Raw genomic sequence first — 18,283 nt, 5'->3', positions numbered from 1 at the left:
CGTCATCCGCTGGATGCTCTTCTCTGGCGGTACGCCGGTGTGTCCCGCAGCGTGGAGAGGGGGGCGGGCGCAATCGCGGGAAGAGGTGGCACGCATGGACAGGGATGTCTCCGAGCGCCGCGTGGTGGTCGGTGTCGACGGGTCACCGTCCTCGTACGAGGCCCTGCGCTGGGCCGTGCGCTACGCAGGCCTGGTCGAGGGCACCGTCGAGGCCATCGCGGTGTGGGAGCTGCCGGGACTGTACGGCTGGTCGGCGCCCGCCGTGGACATGGACGTCGACGAGGACGAAGCCCGGCAGGGTATGCGCAGGGAGCTGGCCGACGTGCTCGGCGCGGACGCGTCCGCCTCGGTGCGGACCCACCTGGTGCACGGCAACCCCGCCGACGTCCTGCTGCGGGCGGCCGAGGGAGCCGAGATCCTCGTCGTCGGCAGCCGGGGAAGGGGAGGGTTCGCGCGGGCGCTGCTCGGTTCCATCAGCCAGCACGTGTCACAGCACGCGAACTGCCCGGTCGTGATCGTGCGCTCCTCGTCCACGTGACCTGCGGGCTCGTCGGCGGCCGGGGCCGCCGGGCCCCCGCGGACCGCTGGAAGGCGTGGGGATCTCCCGTCCGGTGGCGTTGTGCGGGACGAGCAGGAGTTGGTCCCCGGTTGCGGGCCGGGCCGGTTCGGCCTCATCCGGGTCGCCCACCACCCGGCCCGCGTCCAGGACGGGGCAGCGGAACGACGGCACACCCGGTCGTACGCCGGGTCACCTCGGTCGGCGCGGCCGCCGGCGGGACCCACACCGGTGGGGCGGTCATCACCTCGAAGAGCTTCAAACGGCGCCTCCTGTCCGTGCGTTCGGGCCGCGAGCCGGTGTCAGAGGACGTCGAGCAGGTCGGCCACCGGTCGCCGTGGGCTCGCGGGGCCCTCGGGGCCGTACCCGAGCCGGATCACCATCTGGACGTGCGCCATGGCCGAGGCGGGATCGCGGACCACCCACCGGAACTCCGGCCACTCCAGGGGCTGGGACGTGAGCGAGGTGACCAGCCCGTCCGCGGTGGCCCGCAGCAGGACCCGTTCGAGTGCCTGACCGGCACGGAGCCAGTCCGCGGGCTCGTCGTGAGCCGTCCCCAGCAGGGCGATGTTCGGGTTCTTCTCGAAGGACGCCCAGCCGCGCCCGGACACCGGCCGGCCGACGGCGAAGTCGCGCACGAGGGCCGCGGTACCGCGCCGGCGAGGACCGAACGCCACGGCGGGGATGCCGTCAACCGCCTCGGCCCTGTCCGTCGCTTCCGCATGCGCCCACCGCTCGACCTCCTCCCGCACTTCCGGGGCGAGTGTTTCCCTGCCCTCGGCGTCCCGCACCAGTTCCAGGATCGAGCGGACATGCCAGGCACCGGGGAACACCAGCTGGGCGTCCTCGGCGCGGGCGGCCTCGTACAGCCGGTCCCGGACGACTGCGGGGATCGGCTCGTCGCGGTAGGGCGCGCGGCTGGAGTGCCGGCGGTGGATCGCGGACTGCAGCCGGGCGAGCTGCCCGTCGGGCGCTCCCGGGCCGGGCAGGTGCGTCTCGGCGAGGAACTCCGGGTGGGCCGGGTCGGGCAGCAGCCGGACGACCGGCGCCAGCCCGGCCGCTGCGGAGGCAACGCGCAGGTTGAACAGTGCGGCGCCGCAGCCCAGGTGCAGGCCCCGGTTCTCCGGGTCGGTCTGCGGCAGGGCGCGCCCGGGGTCGGCATACAGGCGCAGGACGCCGAGGTCCCGCAGGTAACGGAACGCCCATGGCTGCGCGTTGTGCAGCGAGGGCGCCGCGCAGGCCTCCGCCACGAGCGCCGTGACGGTGTCCACGTCAAGCGGTTGTGTGGTCATGGTGGCTTCCCTTCGCGTCGTTCTGGCGGTTCACCCGGGTGTCGCGACAGCGATGACAGGGCAGCGGGCGTGGTGCAGCACGCCCTGGCTGACGGAGCCCAGCAGCATGCCGGTGAAACTTCCGCGCCCGCGGGCCCCCACGACCAGGCCCAGAGCATGGGCCGAGGCGTCGGTCAGCACCTGCACGGGATGCCCGACGACCAGTTCCTGACGCAGGTCCACCTCGGGAAAACGGCCGCCTCGGCCGGCCACGATCTCGGAGAGCAGCCGCCGGCCCTCCTGCTGCGGCCCGTGCTCGTCGAAGATCTTCAGGAGGCCGGGCTCCCAGACGAGCAGGGCCCGCAACTCGGCGCCGCGCCCGGCCGCCTCTTCGAACGCCACGTCGACCGCGGCGGCCGCGTGCTCGCTGCCGTCGACGCCGACCACGAAGTACGGGGGATCCTGAGTGATGTGCTCCGGCTCGGGCACGACCACCAGGGGGCAGCGCGTGTGGGCCATGACCGGCAGAGCCACGGACCCGGAGCCGAGCAGCTCCCGCGCCCGGCTCAGGTGCCGCGACCCCAGGACGACGGCGGTGGCGTCGCGACTCTGCTCGCGCAGCACCCACGCCGGGTCACCCTCCGCGAGCAGGGCGTCCACCGCGAGTTCCGGGTGCCGAGCCGCGACGAAGTCCACGACCTCCGCCAGCACCTGCCTCCCGGCCTGGTGCAGCGCATCGTTCCACCCCTCCCAGGAGGGCGGGACCTCCCGTCCCCGATAGCCCCTGGTCGGCACGCCCTCGACATGGACCGCACGCAGCGGCAGTCGGCGACGGGCGGCCTCGTCGGCCGCCCAGGCAGGCGCCGCCCTGCGGGCAGGATCGGGATCCACGCCGACCACGATCGGCCGGCGGTCACCGAGCAGGGACATGGCCGCCTCCAGTCGTCAACTCGCGGACAAAACACGTCCGTTCGGGGTGCTGCGGCGCAGGTGTCGGGCGTCCGACGCGGGAGTCCGGGACGATCTCGCCGACCCGTGCGATCACCCCGGCCGTGACGCGGCGTACGCTCCTGTCGTCGCCGACGCGAGCGCGCATCTGGACACCGGCCGCCTCGGGTGCGTCCCGGCCGGTCTCCGTCGGCGGTGCGGGAGCGGACATCGCCCTCGTCTCCTCCCTGCGACGGCGCGGTCGGGCGCCGGCGCCGATTCCATGGAAGGCCGATTCCATGGAAGGTGGTGACGGCGCCGGCCTGCCAGGGGCCGATGGTCCCCATGGCGGGCCTGCCGGCCCCGGGCGCCGCGCGGGAACCGGTCACGGTGCGCAGGGCGTGCGTCCGCGAGAGGCGCGAACGGCGGCGTGCCGACGCAGCCGCACCTCGGTGTCGAAGCGCACCGAGCCGGTCGGACGCCCCGGTGGCCGGGACGGGACCGACCGGTCCGGCACGGGGTTCTCGATCCGGCGTGCCGGTCCGGGCAGTGCGGCAATCTCCTCACGGAACCGCCCGTGGGCGTCCTGCCGGGGTCCGGCGGCCCGGTTCCGCCGTCCGCCGGGCAGCACCGTGTGCTGCTGCGGGCGCGCCGAGCCCCGGGGGCTGCTCATGAGCCGGGGCGACGGCGTCGGGCCGGCCGGCGCGCCGGAAGACCTGCCGGCGGCCCAGGTCCGTGACCTTCGCCGTGGACGGCTGCATGACCGGGCGGCCGGCACACTCGACGAGCTTGTACACGCCGTCCGGGTACGGGACTGCGACGGCCACGCCCCCCCGCGTGCCCACCGCGCACACGTCGGCCGGTGCGCCGACGGTCGCCGGCCGCGAGGCCGGCCGGTCGGTGTCGTGGGCCGGGACGCGCGGCTTCAGGCACTGGTCAGGGACGACGCGGGCATACAGGTGGAGGCGCCGAGGACAGGAGCCGGGCCGTGCGCACCCCGGGCGACCGTGAGGCCGTCGAGGCGACCGTGCGCGACGGCGTCGTCGAGCCGGTGGGACGGGCGCGCCGGCAACCGGCGCCCGGCTGGTGGCCGAGGCCGAGAGGATCACCGACGTGGTCGAGGCCGAGAGGATCACCGACGTGGTCGAGGCCGAGAACCTGCCCACCGCGGCCCGGGACAGGCGGCCTGAGCCTCAGTGGTCCGTGTGTCCCGCCGAGCCCTGCGGCTCCAGGTGGGACGCGAGGACCGCCGCCTGGACCCGGCGCTGGACGCCGAGCTTGGACAGCATCCGCGAGATGTGGTTCTTGACGGTCTTCTCCGACAGGTACAGCTTCCTGCCGATCTCCCGGTTGGTCAGGCCCTCGCCGATGAGGGCGAGGATGTCCCGCTCCCGGGGCGACAGGCCCGCCAGCTCCTGCGGCACCGAAGGAGTCGCGGCCGGGGCGCGCAGGGAGTGCATGAGGCGCGCCGTGGTCGCCGGGTCCAGCATCGACTGGCCCGAGGCGACGGTTCGGACCGCCGAGACGAGGTCGGAGCCCTTGATCTGCTTCAGGACGTAGCCGGACGCTCCGGCCATGATCGCGTCCAGGAGGGCTTCCTCGTCGTCGAAGGACGTCAGCATCAGGCACGCCAGCTCCGGCATCTGGCTGCGCAGTTCGCGGCAGACCGTGATGCCGTCGCCGTCGGGCAGCCGGATGTCGAGCACGGCGACGTGCGGGCGCAGTGCGGGGCCCCGGGTGAGCGCGTGCTCGGCGGTGTCCGCGTCGCCGACCACCTCGATGTCCGGTTCGGCGTCGAGCAGATCCGTCAGCCCGCGCCGGACGACTTCGTGGTCGTCCAGCAGGAACACGCGGATCGGGTCCTGCTCGCTGAAGGTGCGTGGCTCGGTCATGACACCCCTCGTTCCCCGGTGAGGGACAGACTGCGCACTGTCCGTGATGCCGATCATGACCTGTCGGCGGGGTGCGCACCAGGGCCGACCGGCCCCCTTGCTCCATGCTCGTCATGGGCGAGGTCGAACCGCACGTCCACCACCCCTTCGACCGCCCGCACCAGACGGGCGGCCACCGGGACCAGAGCACGGTCGCGCATGCGGCCCGCCAGCGTGACGACTGCGTCGTCCACCTCCACCTGCACGGTCGAGGACGACAGCGGAAAGAGGTACGCCACGATCTCGCGTCGGACCTCCTCGGCGATGTCCTCGTCGTCGCGCAGGAAGACCTTGAGCAGGTCGGCACGGCTGACGATCCCCTGGAGCAGCCCGCTCCCGTCGACGACGGGCAGCCGCTTGACGCCGCCTTGCGCCATGATCCGCGCGGCCTCGGCGACGGTGGCGCTCGCCCGGACGGTGAGGGCGGGAGAGGACATCAGGTCGCCCGCGGTCATCCCTCCGGCCTTCGCCACGTCGACGGGCTGGCGCAGTTGGAGGTAGGCCGCGTCGGGATCGTCCCTCAGCTCCTCCTTGGGCAGCAGGTCGGCCTCGGAGACCACGCCGACCACCCGGCCCTCGCCCTCGATCACCGGGAGGGCGCTGACCTGCCAGTCCTGCATCAGCTGCACGATCTCCTTGAAGGGGGCCCGTCGGCCGATCGCGGCGACCGTCTGGGTCATGACATCGCTGACGACGTTCGGGGTGCCGTACATGGTGAACTCCGGGAGATATGTGTCCGTCCGTCCTTCCCCACCAGCCTGCGCCGGTGCGGAAGAGGTGACCATGGGCCACCCGGCCCCTCGGGCGGGCCGACGGGTGTCCGACGGCAGGCGGGGCGGCGGTCACCGGTCGCGGCCCCACACCCGGTACGCCGCCACCGTCGTCCGCACGTTCTCCCGGCACGGAGCAGGCCCGCGGCACCGTCGGCGTGTGGCTCATGCCGTCCGAGCCGGAGGGCGGGTCGGCTCCCGTCGCAGACAGGGCAGCCCCGGGACGGGGTCGGTACCGTCGGCGCGGGGCGCAACCCGCTCGTCTCAACCGGGCCGGTGACGCCGGCCTGGCTCCACCGCATCCCGGTCCCGGTCCCAGCGGGCCATGCGCCGCCGCTCGAGCCGGGCCCGGGCGAACGCCGCAGCCCCGCACACGGGAGCGGCGACGGCGAGGGCGGCCCCGGCCCGAAGAAGGCCGAAGCCCGCGTCACCCGTGACCAGCCGCAGCCGGCCCTGCCGGGCGAGCAACCGGCTGCGGGCGCGGCACAGCACACCCAGCCCGGTGCAGTCGATGAAGTCGACGGCGCGCACGTCCAGCCACAGGTCGAGGCACATGTCCGCGGTGAGCGTGTCGAGCCGTTCCGACAACGCGGGCGCAGTCAGAACGTCGACCTCTCCGCTCAGAGTCACGAGCGTCGCTCCGTCGGCCGCGCACCGGGAAGCAGAGTCTGCGGCGGCCACGTGTGCCCTGTGGTTCTCGGCCATGGGGCGAGTGAACGGGCGCGCCGGACCGGGCAAAAGGGCCGTCCGGCCCTGGCTGTCGGCCCGTCCGGGGTACCCACGCGGCTCGGGACGGGCGCCGTCCGGCTCCGGCGGGCGTCGTCAGGCCGCGGATGAGGGCCGGACGGCCCAAGCGGAACGGCCGACGCACTGGCGAAGCTGTACGTGCGGCGGCTCCCGGCCCGCGCCGGAAACAGCCGACCCCACGACGGACCGACCGACGAGACCTGAGAGGGTGAGGAACGGCATGAAGGGCTTCGTCTTCCACGGCCCCGGGCAGGCCTCCTGGCAGGACGTCCCGGACCCCGCCGTCAAGGAGCCGACCGACGCGATCGTGCAGGTCGGTGTCGTGACGATCTGCGGGACCGACCTGCACATCCTCAAGGGCGATCTGCCCGAGGTGCGTCCCGGCACCGTGCTCGGTCACGAGGCGGTCGGTGAGATCGTCGAGGTCGGCGGCGACGTGCGCGCCGTCCGGCCCGGGGACCGGGTGCTGCTGTCCTGCATCACCTCCTGCGGCCGGTGCCGCTTCTGCCGGGAGCGCCGCTACGGCCAGTGCCGGGGCGGCGGAGGCTGGATCCTCGGCCATCTGATCGACGGCACACAGGCCGAGTACGTCCGCGTCCCCTACGCCGACCTGTCCGTCCACCCGCTGCCCGGCGCCGTCCGCGGCGAGGACGCCGTCCTGCTTGCGGACATCTTCCCGACCTCCTACGAGGTGGGTGTCCTCAACGGGCACGTGCGTCCCGGCGACACCGTGGTCATCGTCGGCTCCGGTCCCATCGGGCTCGCCGCGATCGCCTCGGCCCGGCTGTTCTCCCCCGAGCGGATCATCGCCGTGGACCTGGCCCCGGCCCGGCTGGAGGCGGCCCACCGGCTCGGTGCCGACGCGGTCGCGGACGTCCGGGAGGCTCCCGACCAGCTGGTCGCCGATCTGACCGACGGGCTCGGTGCCGACGTGGTGATGGAGGCGGTCGGCGTACCGGACAGCTTCGAGCTGTGCACCCGTATGGTCCGCCCGTGCGGGCACGTGGCCAACATCGGCGTGCACGGAAGGCCGGCCACGCTGCACCTCGAAGACCTGTGGATCAAGGACGTGACCATCACGACGGGCCTGGTGGACACCTACTCCACCCCGGCCCTGCTGCGGATGGCCGCAGCCGGCCGGCTGCCCACGGAGCAACTGGTCACCCACACCTTCCCGTTGGAGCAGATGCAGGAGGCGTACGACGTCTTCGCCAAGGCTGCCGGGACCGGCGCGCTCAAGGTCGTGCTCGGCGGGGAGCAACACGCGGAAGTGGCCGTTCCCACGGCCTGAGCGGAAAGGACGAGCGGGCCATGACCGAACCACAGACGAAGCCGGGTACCGTGACCGAAGTGCCGCTGGGCGATCTGGGCCGGCGCCTGGCCGCCCGCCGGGAGCAGCTCGGCCTGTCGCGACGTGAGGCGGCCCAGCGCGCCGGAATGACGGGCAGCTACCTGAGGTACCTGGAGGAGCATCCGGGCGCGACCCCTGGCAGCGGCTCGCTGATCAGGCTGGCCGAGGTGCTGCAGACGACGGTGACGGAGCTGACCGGTGGTGCCGTCGACCTGCCGCCCGGTGTGGGACACGCCGTACGGGAACCGGAGTTCATCGACCTGGGACCCGGTGAGTGCCAGGCGCTGCTGGGGTCGCACGGGGTGGGCCGGCTGGCGGTGCCGACGAGCACCGGGCCGGTGATCGTGCCCGTCAACTACAGCGTCGTCGACGGCGCGATCGTCTTCCGCACCGCCCTTGGCGCGACACCGTCGCTCGCACCGGGACACCAGGTGGCCTTCGAAGTCGACCGCATCGACGACGCGTTCAGCCAGGGGTGGAGCGTGCTGGTTCGCGGCGACGCATGGACCGTGACCGACGAGAGGGACAGGCACTGGTTCACCCAGCAGGCGTACAGCGCCCCTTGGGCGGGCGGCTCGCGAGACGTGTGGGTGCGCATCGAGCCCCACACGGTGACCGGGCGACGCATCAGGATCCCCGGGTAGCACCACGGGCCCGGGGTCTGTCGTCGAGGCGGCGGGCGAGAGGGGACGCCGACGGCACCGGAGCGGATGCTGAGGCGGTGCACGTCACGCGACGCGCGACACGTGCACCGCCTCAGCGGTGTCCCGTGCCGGACCCCGCTGGTGCCGCCGTGGCTCGTCCGTGCCGGTGAGCAGGACGCCCGTGACCAGTTCGGGACGGATGCGGACTGCCTGGTCCATGCCCGGCTCCGGCGCCCGGGGTTCCCACAGCGTGCGAATGCGGTCCAGCTCACCGGGGTCGGTGACGAGGCGGGGGTATCCCGTGACGACCACGCTCCACCCGAGGTGGAGTCCAGCGTCGGCCGGGAGCGGAGCAGCGGGGAGGCGCCCTCGGTCCCGCGGGGTGGGCCGATCGGCCCTCTGCGGGCCTGGCCGCGCCGGGCCCTCCTCGCGGGTGGCCGGGTTGCCCCTTACCGCATGCCGCCACCTGTTGGAGAGGGATACCGTGGAGGCGACCCGGCCGGGACGGGTCGGCGAGCCGAGGGACCGGGAGGGGTGCGGTGGAAACTCCCGACAAGCCCCGCGACCTGCTGCCACAGCTGAAGTTCGACGAGCTGCTGGAGGAACTGCAGGTCCGGATCGACGCTGTCCGCAGTACCCGGGACCGTGTGCACCGTCTGCTCGGAGCGGTCCTCGCCGTCGGCCGGGAGCTGGACCTGGAACAGGCCCTGCGCTCCATCGTCGAGGCGGCCGCGACCCTGGTGGACGCCGAGTACGCGGCCCTCGGTGTCATCGGACCCGACGGCAGGACACTCTCGGGCTTTCACACCGTCGGTGTCACCGAGGAGCAGATCGCGCGGATCGGCCCCCTGCCCCAGGGCCACGGCATCCTCGGCGAGCTGATCCGCCACCCGGAACCCCTGCGCCTCGAAAAGCTCTCCCAACACCCGGCGTCGTACGGCTTCCCGGCCCAGCACCCGCCGATGAGCAGCTTCCTGGGGGTCCCGATCCGGGTCCGCGACCAGGTCTTCGGCAATCTGTACCTGACCGAGAAGCGCGGCGGGCTGGCGTTCGACGAGGAGGACGAGTCGGTCCTGTCCACACTGGCCTTCGCCGCCGGTGTCGCCATCGACAACGCCCGCCTGTACGAGGACGCGCGGCTGCGCGAACGATGGCTGCTGGCGAACGCGGAGATCGCCCACAGCCTGATGTCCGGCAGCGAACGTGCCGCGGCACTGGACCTGATCGCCGAACGTGCCCGGGAGATCTCCGGCTCGGCTCTGGCCGCGGTCGCGATACCGCTGGAGGGCAGCCAGGCACTCAGTGTGGAGATCGCCGTCGGCATGGACGCAGAGGCACACCGCGGACTGGTGCTGCCCCTGGACCGCACGCTGATGGGGCTCGCGTTCTCCACCACCGCCCCGGTCACCAGTGGCGACGTCGGCCATGACGAACGGATCTGTCCCGAGCCACCGCGCTTCGAGGGGCTCGGCCCCGCCGTGGCCATCCCCATCGGCACCAGTGAGGGGGGCGTGCGCGGAGTCGTGCTCCTGTCCCGTGAGGCAGGGCGAGCGGCCTACTCGTGCAAGGAGACCGAGATGCTGCTGGGCTTCGCGGCGCAGGCCGCGATCGCCATGGAGCTGGCCGAGCGTCGGCAGGACGCCCAGCAGATCGCCGTCCTGCAGGACCGTGACCGGATCGCCCGCGATCTGCACGACCTGGCCATCCAGCGGCTGTTCGCCACCGGGATGACCCTGCAGAGCGCGGGCCGCTTCATCGAGCACCCGGAAGCCTCCGAGCGGGTGCTGCGGGCCGTGGACGACCTGGACGAGACCATCAAGATCATCCGGTCGGCGATCTTCGGCCTGCGGGCCCGTGAACCCACCATCGGCAGCGGGCTGCGGGCCCGGCTCGTCCAGGTGGCCGGCGAGGCCGCGCCCGTCCTGGGCTTCGCACCCAGCCTGCGCATGGAGGGCCTGCTCGACACCGATGTGCCGTGCGAGATCGCCGACCATGTCGTGGCCGTGCTCTCCGAGGCCCTGGTCAACATCGCTCGGCACGCACACGCCGGCCGGGCGGACGTGGCGCTCACGACCGACGGCCGCGAGATACGTCTGAAGATCTCGGACAACGGCGTGGGCATCCCGGCGGGCGGCCGGCGCAGCGGGCTGCGCAACATGGCCGAGCGGGCGGAACAGCTCGGCGGGCGGCTGGAGGTCAGCGGTCCCGAGAGCGGCGGCACGGTGCTTGACTGGCATGTCCCGCTGCCCGTGACACAGCCCCTGTGACGTGGGCGGCTCCTTACGGGGCACGGGGCACGGGGTCAGGGGCCGACGGGGCCGACGGGGGAAGTGTCCCGGGCCCACTCGGCCCATGACTCGGGCGGATCCGCGCCGCAGCCTGAAGGCGTCCGATGACGGCAGCCCAGTCCTTGGAGGACGCCATGAACGGCACCGCGACCGTCGTGAACGACGTGATGACCCACCGGGTCGTAGCCCTGCGCGCCGGCGCGGTCTTCAAGGACATCGTGCGGGCCATGCAGGAATGGCGGGTCAGCGCCCTGCCGGTGCTGGACGACAGTGGAGTGGTCGTGGGCGTCGTCTCCGAGGCCGATCTGCTGCCCAAGCAGGAGTACAGCGACGCAGACGTCGGGCGATACGGGCAGCCGGCGCACCTCGCCGACGTGGGCAAGGCGGACGCGGTGACGGCGGGTGAGCTGATGACCGCCCCGGCCGTGACCACGCGGCCCGAGGCCACCCTTGCGCACGCCGCCCGCATCATGGCGCGTACCGGGGTCAAACGGCTCCCGGTCGTCGGCCGCGACGGCATCCTGAAGGGCATCGTGAGCCGCTCCGACCTGCTGAAGGTCTTCCTGCGGCCCGATGGCGACATCGCCGCGGAGGTGCGGCAGGAGATCGTCGTACGGCTCTTCGGCCCGCGCTCCGACGCGATCCGGATCGAGGTGCACGACGGCGTCGTCGCACTCTCCGGGCCGGCCCATGAGACCGTGCTGATCCCACTGGCCGCCCGGCTCGCCCGGGCAGTGCCGGGCGTGGTCGACGTCAGGTGCGCACTGACCGGCCCGCCCCGCGCGGCGACGACCGCAGGAACGCCACGACGGTCACCCCGGTGAGGCCGTGGCACTGGCGTCGCAACCCGCCGCGGCGGCACGGCGATGTCGTCGAGGGCTGGACCGCGCTCGTCATCCGAATGCCCGCGGTACTCGTCGGAGTTGGCGCGGCAGTGGTGGCCGCGCAGGCCGTCGACCGGTCGAACCGGCGCCTGCGGTGTCCGCCGTCCTCAGCGGCGCTGTGGCACACACGGGCGGGGCGTAGATCCTCCCGGGCACCGCGGTGGGCAGCCGGGTCGCGGTGTGGACGGCCCCGAGGGACCGGGTGGTGTCCGCGCCCGGCTCATCCGATCATCCGACTTCGTATGGCCGAGTGGGACGAGGAGCGGCAGCGGATCGGGCCGCAGTGGGAGAACCCGAGCGGAGGCAGAGGCCGAACATCCTGACCATCGAACCCGTGCGGTCGCCATCGAACCCGTGCCGTCACCGGCGCGTCGCCGACGACCGCACGGGCGCTGTGTCGGGCGACCGCACGGGCTGTGTCGGGCGGGCCCCGTCCGCGGCCTCACCGCTCCCCGGTCGTGGTGAGCCGGCAGTCCACGCCCACCACGCCCTCGACGCCTCGCACCAGACGGACGGCGAGCGGTATCCGGGAGGCGTCCTCGACCCGCCCGGTCAGCGTTGCCACGCCGTCCACGACCGTGATGTGCACGGGCTCGACCGGAGCCGGAAACAGTTCGTCGACGATGTCACGCCGGATCTCGTCGGCGAGTTCGTTGTCCGGGCGCAGGAACACCTTCAGCAGATCCCCCCGGCTGACCACGCCTTCGAGCAGACCCTCGGCGTTCACCACGGGCAGCCGTTTGACGTGCCGCAGCGACATGATGCGCGCGGCCTCGGCGAGAGTGGCGTCCACCTGCACGGTGACGGCCGGCGTGCTCATCAGCTCCTCGGCGGTCACCGCCCCCGCCTTGGCCAGGTCGGACAGCCGGCGCTGCTGGGTGAACCGGTCCGGATCGCTGCCCCGGAACTCCTCCTTGGGCAGCAGATCGGCCTCGGACACGAGCCCGACCACCCGGCCGTCGCCCTCCAGCACCGGAACGGCGCTCACCTGCCACTGCTCCATGCGCTCGACCACGTCCTTGAACGGGGCCGTGCGGCCTACGGCGACGGCGGCACGCGTCATCACGTCGCACACGCGGTGCGGGCTGTTCTCCATGATCTCCTCCTCACGAGGGGGCACGTCTCATATCAGCCCGCCGCTGCCGTAGGGGGCGTACAGGTCGAGCAGGCGTTCCCGGGTGGCCCGGAGCGGCTGGGCGATCACCCCTGCGACCCGGACGGCGATCGCCCGGCCGGACCCGGCGTCCTCGGCGCACAGCGCCCGCACGGCATCGGCATCGAACTCCCAGGCGCGCACCGGGCTCGTCGCCTCGGCGCCCAGGTGCCAGAGGTACGGCGGGAACTGCCAGCAGCAGCCGACCAGTTCGCCGTACCTGAGGGTGTCGATGACGGCGGCGCGGCGGCCCGGTGCATGCAGATCGAGGGCGACGGCCCCGGTGCGCACGATCCAGAAGCGGTCGGCGCGCCGGCCCTCCTCGAACAGGCGGACCCCGGCCTCGAAGGAGACCTCGCGGGCGAGGCCCATCAACTGCTCGCGGTGCACGGGTTCGAGTGCCGCGCCCAACGTGGTGGTGGGGGCCATCGCACCTGCTCCCTTCAGGGTGTGCGTCTCCAGCCTGGGCGCGTGCGATGCCCGGCACCACGGGCCGCCAGGACCCGGCCGTGGGTCCTTCGGCCCCTGCCACACGGTCCGCCTCACCGCATGCCGGAGGCACGCGGAGGGAGAGGCGCATGGGCGGTGTGGCTTCGGGTGAATGATCCACTGTCGGTATGGGCAGGAACCGGTGGCAGAGTGGTGCTTCGAGGCGCGTGATCAGTGTCGTCGCTGCCGGGACTGGCGCACACGGAACCGTCGGCCTGCACCCACGTGCCAAGAGGGCCCGGTGGCGCGCTGCCACTGGTCGGACAGGTTCAGGTCGGACAGCGACAAGAGGTGGCAACCCATGGCTGTGGTCACACCTGCGGACATCGGTGATCCCGGGCTCTTCACGCCGAACTCCGTGACCTGGCAGATGCACTGCGACCCCATGATGTGGGTCGCCGGCATCCGAGCGCTGTACCTGCAGGCCCTGCACCCGCGAGCGGTGCGGGGCGTGATCCAGAACTCCGACTTCCGGCAGGACGCGTGGGGCCGGCTCAGGCGTACCGCCAACTTCGTCGGCACGACGACGTACGGCACCACCGAAGCCGCCGAGCGGGCCGGCGCCCGGGTGCGGAAGATCCACAGCATGCTGACGGCGACCGACCCGGACACCGCGGAGCGCTACGGCGTGGACGAACCCGCGCTGCTGCTGTGGGTGCACTGCGCGGAGATCGACTCCTATCTGCACGTCCTGCGCCGCTCCGGCTTCCCGCTCACCGACGCCCAGGCCGACCGCTACATAGCCGAGCACCGGGTCGGCGCACGCCTGGTGGGCCTCGAGCCCGAGGCCGTACCGGCGAGCCGTGCGGAACTGGCCGCGTACTTCGAGAAGGTGCGCCCCGAGCTGGCCGCGGGACCCGAGGCACGCGTGGTGGACGACTTCCTGCTCCGTCCGCCGACGCATCCCCTCCTCGTACCGGCGCGCGAGCTGCTGTGGCGGCGCGTGGCGCATCTGGCGTACGCCGCGCTGCCGCCGTACGCCCATGAGCTGTACGGCAGACCGGCCCCCGCACCCGCCGTCGTCACCCGTCGACTACGGGTCACGGGCAGGGTGCTGCGGAGTGTTCCCGCGCGTGTGCGCTGGCAGCTGCCGCCCAAACACGTCCTGCGCGCCGTGGCGAGGCTCGGCCCTGACGCGCGTCCAGCGCCGTACAAACTTGGACGATAGGCCGCCATACTGGACGAGCAGGGGGGTGTGTCGCGGATCGGGCCGGCACGGTGCGGCCAGGGGCGGTCCGGGGCCTGACTCCCGGGGCGGGGCGGGGCGGGGCGGCGACGGGGGCGGCGGATCGCTATGGGGGAGAACAGGCTCATACAGGACCGGTACCGGCTGCTCGAGCTGCTCGGGCGGGGCGGGATGGGCGAGGTGTGGCGGGCCCGGGACGAGTCCCTCGGCCGCCAGGTCGCGGTCAAGTGCCTCAAACCGCTCGGCCCTTACCATGATCCGGCGCTCGCCCGCGTCCTGCGGGAACGGTTCCGCCGCGAGGCCCGGGTGGCCGCCGCGCTCTCGCACCGCGGGGTGACCGTCGTCCATGACTTCGGCGAGAGCGACGGCGTGCCGTACCTGGTCATGGAGCTGTTGGACGGCCGTGACCTGAGCCGGCTGCTCCAGGACAACAAGGGGCATCCCCTGCCCGTCGACGACGTGACCGACATCGCCGTCCAGGTCGCCGCCGCTCTCGCCTACACCCATCAGCACGGCATAGTGCACCGCGACTTGAAACCGGCCAACATCGTGCGACTGACCGACGGAACCGTGAAGATCTGCGACTTCGGCATCGCCCGCCTCGGCGACGACATCGGCTTCACCGCCCGGCTGACCGGCACCGGCGTCGCCCTCGGTACCCCGCACTACATGTCCCCGGAGCAGATCGGCGGCGGCGAGGTGGACCGGCGCAGCGACCTGTACTCGCTGGGCTGCGTCCTGTACGAAATCGCCACCGGCGCGCCGCCCTTCGACCTCGAGGACGCCTGGGCCGTTCTCGTCGGCCATCGCGGCACCCCGCCCCGCCCCCTGCGCGAGCTGCGCCCGGAACTGCCCGGCCGCCTCGAGGAGATCGTCCTTGCCCTGCTGGCCAAACGCCCCGAGGAACGACCGGACGACGCCGACGAGTTGATCCGCCGGATCCAGGGCGGGGGCACAACGCCCGCTGCCGTCACGGCCGTCGAACTGCCGGATCCCAAGGGCGGGTCCCGGCTGCCGACCTGGACCCGGGGCATGACCACCGGCCACAAGGCGCTCGGCGCCGCGCTGGGCGCCCTGTCGCCCGACCCGGGGGCGGCTCTGTCCGGCCGCTGGGACGCGGTACCGGCGGCGCCCAGGAGGACGGACGACGTCCGCCGCGGTCCGATCGCGCCCACAGGAGACGAGGAGCCGTGTCCGGCAGCCGGCTACCGGCCGGTGGGCACGACCGGCCGCGACGGGCCCGCTCGGGTGCGACGCCCCGCCGCTCCCCTTCCCGTGGAGCGCGCGGCGGACCTGGCCGCACGGCATCGCGAGGGCATACGGCTGGCCGGGCAGGGCCGCTGGGCGCAGGCGGGCGAGGCGCACCGGGCCGTCGCCACCGAGCGGGCCGCGCTGCTCGGCCCCGACCACCCCGAGACCCTGGCCAGCCGCTACGAGGCCGCCTTCGCTCTGGTGCGCACCGGCCGGGTCGCCGATGCGCTCGCCGCCTACACGGACATCGCCGAGGCCAGAGCGCGCGTGCTCGGTCCCGACCACCCCGACACGCTCGCCGCCCGCCAGGAGACCGCCTATGCGCTGGGTCGGCTGGGCCGTCACTTCGAGGCTCACCACGTGTACAGCGCGGTGCTGGCCGCCCGGGTGCGGGCCATGGGACCCGACCACCCGGACACTCTGCGCTGCCGGCACAACCTCGCCTGCGCCCTGGGCCGGCTCGGCCGGCTGGACGACGCCTGCCGCACGGCCCGCGAGGTGGCCGCGGCCCGGGCCCGGGTGCTCGGCCCCGAGCACCCCGACACCCTGGTCTCCCGCTGCGAAGTCGCCTACGCGCAAGGACAGTTGGGTCGCTGGGCGGAGGCACTGCGGCAGTACCGCGCGGTCGCCGAGGCCAGGGAGCGCGTCCTCGGCCCGGACCATGCCGACACCCTGGCCGCCCGCTACGAGACCGCGCTCAGCCTCGGCCGCCTGGGCCGCAGCGCGGACGCCCTGAGCCTGTACCGCGACCTGATCGAGGACCGCTCCCGGGTCCTGGGCCCCGCCCACCCCGAGACCCTCCGGGCCCGGCACGGCCTCGGGGTCAACCTCGGCCGGCTCGGCCGCTGGGAGGAGGCCCTGACCGAGGCGCGCGCCGTACGCCTGCTGCGCGAGCACGCCCTCGGCCCCGCCCACCCCGACACACTCGTCAGCCACCGCGAGGTCGCGGTCGCCCTCGGCTGGCTGGGCCGGTGGACGGACGCCCTCGCCGAGTACCGCCGGGTCGCCGCCGCCCGCGAGCGCGTCCTCGGCCCGGACCATGCCGAGACCCTCGCCAGCCGCAACGACGAGGCCCACTGCCTGGAACGGCTCGGCCGGGGAGCCGAGGCCGGCGAGCTGTACCGCCGGGTCGCGGTGGCCCGCCGGCGGCACGCGTCCGGCGGAGCCTGACCGCACCCGGGGCGCACCTCTGGCCGCCGTCGATCATCACGTGTTACGAAGGACCATGGCTGCCAACGAGGGAACCCGTACCTATGACGCCGTGATCGTCGGCGGTGGACACAACGGCCTGGTCGCCGCCGCCTACCTCGCCCGGGCCGGCCGCTCCGTGCTGGTGCTGGAAAGGCTGGACCACACCGGCGGCGCCGCCGTCTCCACGCGCGCCTTCACCGGCGTCGACGCCCGGCTGTCGCGCTACTCCTACCTGGTCAGCCTGCTGCCGCAGAAGATCGTGCGCGACCTCGGGCTCGACTTCCGGGTCCGCGCCCGCACCATCTCCTCGTACACCCCCGCCGAACGCGACGGCCGGCCCACCGGACTCCTCGTCGGCGGCGGCGAGCAGCGCACCCGCGAGGCCTTCGCCCGGCTGACCGGCTCCGAGCGCGAGTACGAGGCCTGGCAGCGCTTCTACGACATGACCGCCCGCGTCGCCGAGCGGGTCTTCCCGACCCTCACCGAGCCGCTGCCCACCCGCGACGAACTGCGCCGCCGCATCGACGACGGCACCGCCTGGCGCGCCCTGTTCGAGGAGCCGATCGGCGTCGCGGTCGAGCGGAACTTCGCCGACGACCTGGTACGGGGCGTGGTCCTCACCGACGCCCTGATCGGCACCTTCGCCGACGCCCACGAGCCCTCCCTCGCGCAGAACCGGTGTTTCCTCTACCACGTCATCGGCGGCGGCACCGGCGCCTGGGACGTGCCCGTCGGTGGCATGGGCGCCCTCACCGACGCGCTGGCCGCCGCCGCCCGCCGTGCGGGCGCGGTCCTGCGTACCGGCCACGAGGCGATCCGGATCGCCACCGACGGCAAGCGCGCCGAGGTCACCTACCGCACGGCCGACGGCGAGGGCGTCGCCGCAGCCCGGCACGTCCTGGTCAACGCCTCCCCGCAGGAACTTGCCCTGCTCACAGGGGACTTGACGCCCGAACCGGCCGAGGGCGCCCAGCTCAAGGTCAACATGCTGCTCACCCGACTGCCCAGGCTGCGCGACCCGGACGCCGACCCGCGCGAGGCCTTCGCAGGCACCTTCCACATCGCCGAGGGCTACCGGCAGCTCGCCACCGCCCACGCCCAGGCCGCCGCCGGCGAACTGCCCGCCGTACCGCCCTCGGAGATCTACTGCCACTCCCTGACCGACCCGAGCATCCTCGGCCCCGAACTCGCCCGGCGCGGCTACCACACGCTCACGCTGTTCGGGCTGCACACCCCCGCCCGGCTCTTCGACCGGGACAACGACGCCGTCCGCGACGAACTGCTCAAGTCCACCCTCGCCCAGCTCGACGCCCACCTCGCCGAACCGCTCGCCGACTGCCTGGCCACCGACGCCGACGGCCGCCCCTGCATCGAGGCGAAGACCCCGCTCGACCTGGAACGGGATCTCGGGCTGCCCGGTGGCAACATCTTCCACCGCGCCCTGTCCTGGCCGTACGCCCAGCAGGGCACCGGTCGTTGGGGCGTGGAGACGGGCCACGCGAACGTCCTGCTGTGCGGCGCGGGGGCCGTGCGCGGGGGAGGGGTGAGCGGGGTGCCGGGACACAACGCGGCGATGGCGGTGCTGGAGGCCGCAGCGTAGCGTCGCCGACCACAAAGAATCTGACGGGACGTCAGAAAAGCTCT

Annotated in this window: 17 protein-coding genes and 1 pseudogene; 8 read left to right on the top strand and 10 right to left on the bottom strand. The window is 73.4% G+C overall.

The features are described from left to right. The first annotated feature begins 94 nt into the window (after window positions 1-94). Window positions 95-538, top strand: a complete 444-nt coding sequence (locus GQF42_RS06340) for a universal stress protein (protein WP_158918462.1) — start codon at window positions 95-97, stop codon at window positions 536-538. 320 nt (window positions 539-858) lie between these two features. On the opposite strand, the gene GQF42_RS06335 is transcribed toward GQF42_RS06340, so the two are convergent. The 7 genes from GQF42_RS06335 to GQF42_RS06305 all read right to left on the bottom strand — a co-directional run bounded on the left by GQF42_RS06335 (window position 859) and on the right by GQF42_RS06305 (window position 6,160). Further along, complete coding sequence (locus GQF42_RS06335; RefSeq protein ID WP_158918460.1) at window positions 859-1,848, bottom strand: Acg family FMN-binding oxidoreductase; 990 nt, start codon at window positions 1,846-1,848, stop codon at window positions 859-861. A gap of 30 nt (window positions 1,849-1,878) precedes the next feature. Further along, the gene (locus GQF42_RS06330; RefSeq protein ID WP_158918458.1) at window positions 1,879-2,757 is read right to left on the bottom strand and encodes a universal stress protein; all 879 of its coding nucleotides are present in this window, start codon (window positions 2,755-2,757) and stop codon (window positions 1,879-1,881) included. Beyond that, window positions 2,741-2,986, bottom strand: coding sequence for a DUF1918 domain-containing protein (locus GQF42_RS06325; protein WP_158918456.1), 246 nt, complete (start codon window positions 2,984-2,986; stop codon window positions 2,741-2,743). Before GQF42_RS06325 ends, GQF42_RS06330 begins: the two co-directional genes overlap by 17 nt. Window positions 2,987-3,139: 153 nt before the next feature. Continuing rightward, on the bottom strand, window positions 3,140-3,427 hold the full coding sequence (locus tag GQF42_RS06320) for a hypothetical protein (RefSeq protein ID WP_158918454.1): 288 nt from the start codon (window positions 3,425-3,427) through the stop codon (window positions 3,140-3,142). A gap of 520 nt (window positions 3,428-3,947) precedes the next feature. Further along, window positions 3,948-4,646 carry a response regulator gene (locus GQF42_RS06315; RefSeq protein ID WP_158918452.1) on the bottom strand — a complete coding sequence of 233 codons (699 nt, stop codon included), beginning with the start codon at window positions 4,644-4,646 and terminating at the stop codon, window positions 3,948-3,950. A gap of 53 nt (window positions 4,647-4,699) precedes the next feature. Then, window positions 4,700-5,398: a CBS domain-containing protein gene (locus tag GQF42_RS06310; RefSeq protein ID WP_158929838.1), complete on the bottom strand. Its 699-nt coding sequence runs from the start codon at window positions 5,396-5,398 to the stop codon at window positions 4,700-4,702. Between the two features lie 321 nt (window positions 5,399-5,719). Then, window positions 5,720-6,160 carry an STAS domain-containing protein gene (locus tag GQF42_RS06305; protein WP_158918450.1) on the bottom strand — a complete coding sequence of 147 codons (441 nt, stop codon included), beginning with the start codon at window positions 6,158-6,160 and terminating at the stop codon, window positions 5,720-5,722. A 262-nt stretch (window positions 6,161-6,422) separates the two neighbouring features. Here GQF42_RS06305 and GQF42_RS06300 point away from each other — a divergent pair, with 262 nt between their 5' ends. Both GQF42_RS06300 and GQF42_RS06295 read left to right on the top strand, forming a co-directional pair. Next, window positions 6,423-7,493 carry a zinc-dependent alcohol dehydrogenase family protein gene (locus GQF42_RS06300; protein ID WP_158918448.1) on the top strand — a complete coding sequence of 357 codons (1,071 nt, stop codon included), beginning with the start codon at window positions 6,423-6,425 and terminating at the stop codon, window positions 7,491-7,493. A 20-nt stretch (window positions 7,494-7,513) separates the two neighbouring features. Further along, window positions 7,514-8,197: a helix-turn-helix domain-containing protein gene (locus GQF42_RS06295; protein ID WP_158918446.1), complete on the top strand. Its 684-nt coding sequence runs from the start codon at window positions 7,514-7,516 to the stop codon at window positions 8,195-8,197. Between the two features lie 84 nt (window positions 8,198-8,281). On the opposite strand, the pseudogene GQF42_RS06290 reads toward GQF42_RS06295, so the two are convergent. After that, a pseudogene (locus tag GQF42_RS06290) lies at window positions 8,282-8,536 on the bottom strand (hypothetical protein); the annotation flags it as partial. A 200-nt stretch (window positions 8,537-8,736) separates the two neighbouring features. Between GQF42_RS06290 and GQF42_RS06285 the strand changes: the two are divergent. Further along, on the top strand, window positions 8,737-10,464 hold the full coding sequence (locus GQF42_RS06285) for a sensor histidine kinase (protein ID WP_158918444.1): 1,728 nt from the start codon (window positions 8,737-8,739) through the stop codon (window positions 10,462-10,464). A 155-nt stretch (window positions 10,465-10,619) separates the two neighbouring features. Next, on the top strand, window positions 10,620-11,309 hold the full coding sequence (locus tag GQF42_RS06280; RefSeq protein ID WP_158929836.1) for a CBS domain-containing protein: 690 nt from the start codon (window positions 10,620-10,622) through the stop codon (window positions 11,307-11,309). 502 nt (window positions 11,310-11,811) lie between these two features. Here the strand turns inward: GQF42_RS06280 and GQF42_RS06275 are convergent. Further along, window positions 11,812-12,465 (bottom strand): CBS domain-containing protein, encoded by a 654-nt coding sequence (locus GQF42_RS06275; protein ID WP_158918442.1) that lies wholly within the window; start codon window positions 12,463-12,465, stop codon window positions 11,812-11,814. Between the two features lie 27 nt (window positions 12,466-12,492). After that, a complete protein-coding gene (locus GQF42_RS06270) occupies window positions 12,493-12,951 on the bottom strand; it encodes a cyclic nucleotide-binding domain-containing protein (protein WP_158918440.1) in 459 nt (152 codons plus the stop codon). A 361-nt stretch (window positions 12,952-13,312) separates the two neighbouring features. On the opposite strand from GQF42_RS06270, the gene GQF42_RS06265 reads away from it, so the two are divergent. The 3 genes from GQF42_RS06265 (at window position 13,313) to GQF42_RS06255 (ending at window position 18,239) form a co-directional block, all read left to right on the top strand. Further along, complete coding sequence (locus GQF42_RS06265; protein ID WP_158918438.1) at window positions 13,313-14,179, top strand: oxygenase MpaB family protein; 867 nt, start codon at window positions 13,313-13,315, stop codon at window positions 14,177-14,179. A 126-nt stretch (window positions 14,180-14,305) separates the two neighbouring features. Then, a complete protein-coding gene (locus tag GQF42_RS06260; RefSeq protein WP_158918436.1) occupies window positions 14,306-16,618 on the top strand; it encodes a serine/threonine-protein kinase in 2,313 nt (770 codons plus the stop codon). A gap of 55 nt (window positions 16,619-16,673) precedes the next feature. After that, window positions 16,674-18,239: a phytoene desaturase family protein gene (locus GQF42_RS06255; protein ID WP_158918434.1), complete on the top strand. Its 1,566-nt coding sequence runs from the start codon at window positions 16,674-16,676 to the stop codon at window positions 18,237-18,239. The last annotated feature ends 44 nt before the right edge of the window (window positions 18,240-18,283 follow it).

It is taken from the genome of Streptomyces broussonetiae (genome assembly GCF_009796285.1).
Taxonomy (GTDB): domain Bacteria; phylum Actinomycetota; class Actinomycetes; order Streptomycetales; family Streptomycetaceae; genus Streptomyces; species Streptomyces broussonetiae.
This window is presented reverse-complemented; position numbering and strand designations above follow the sequence as displayed.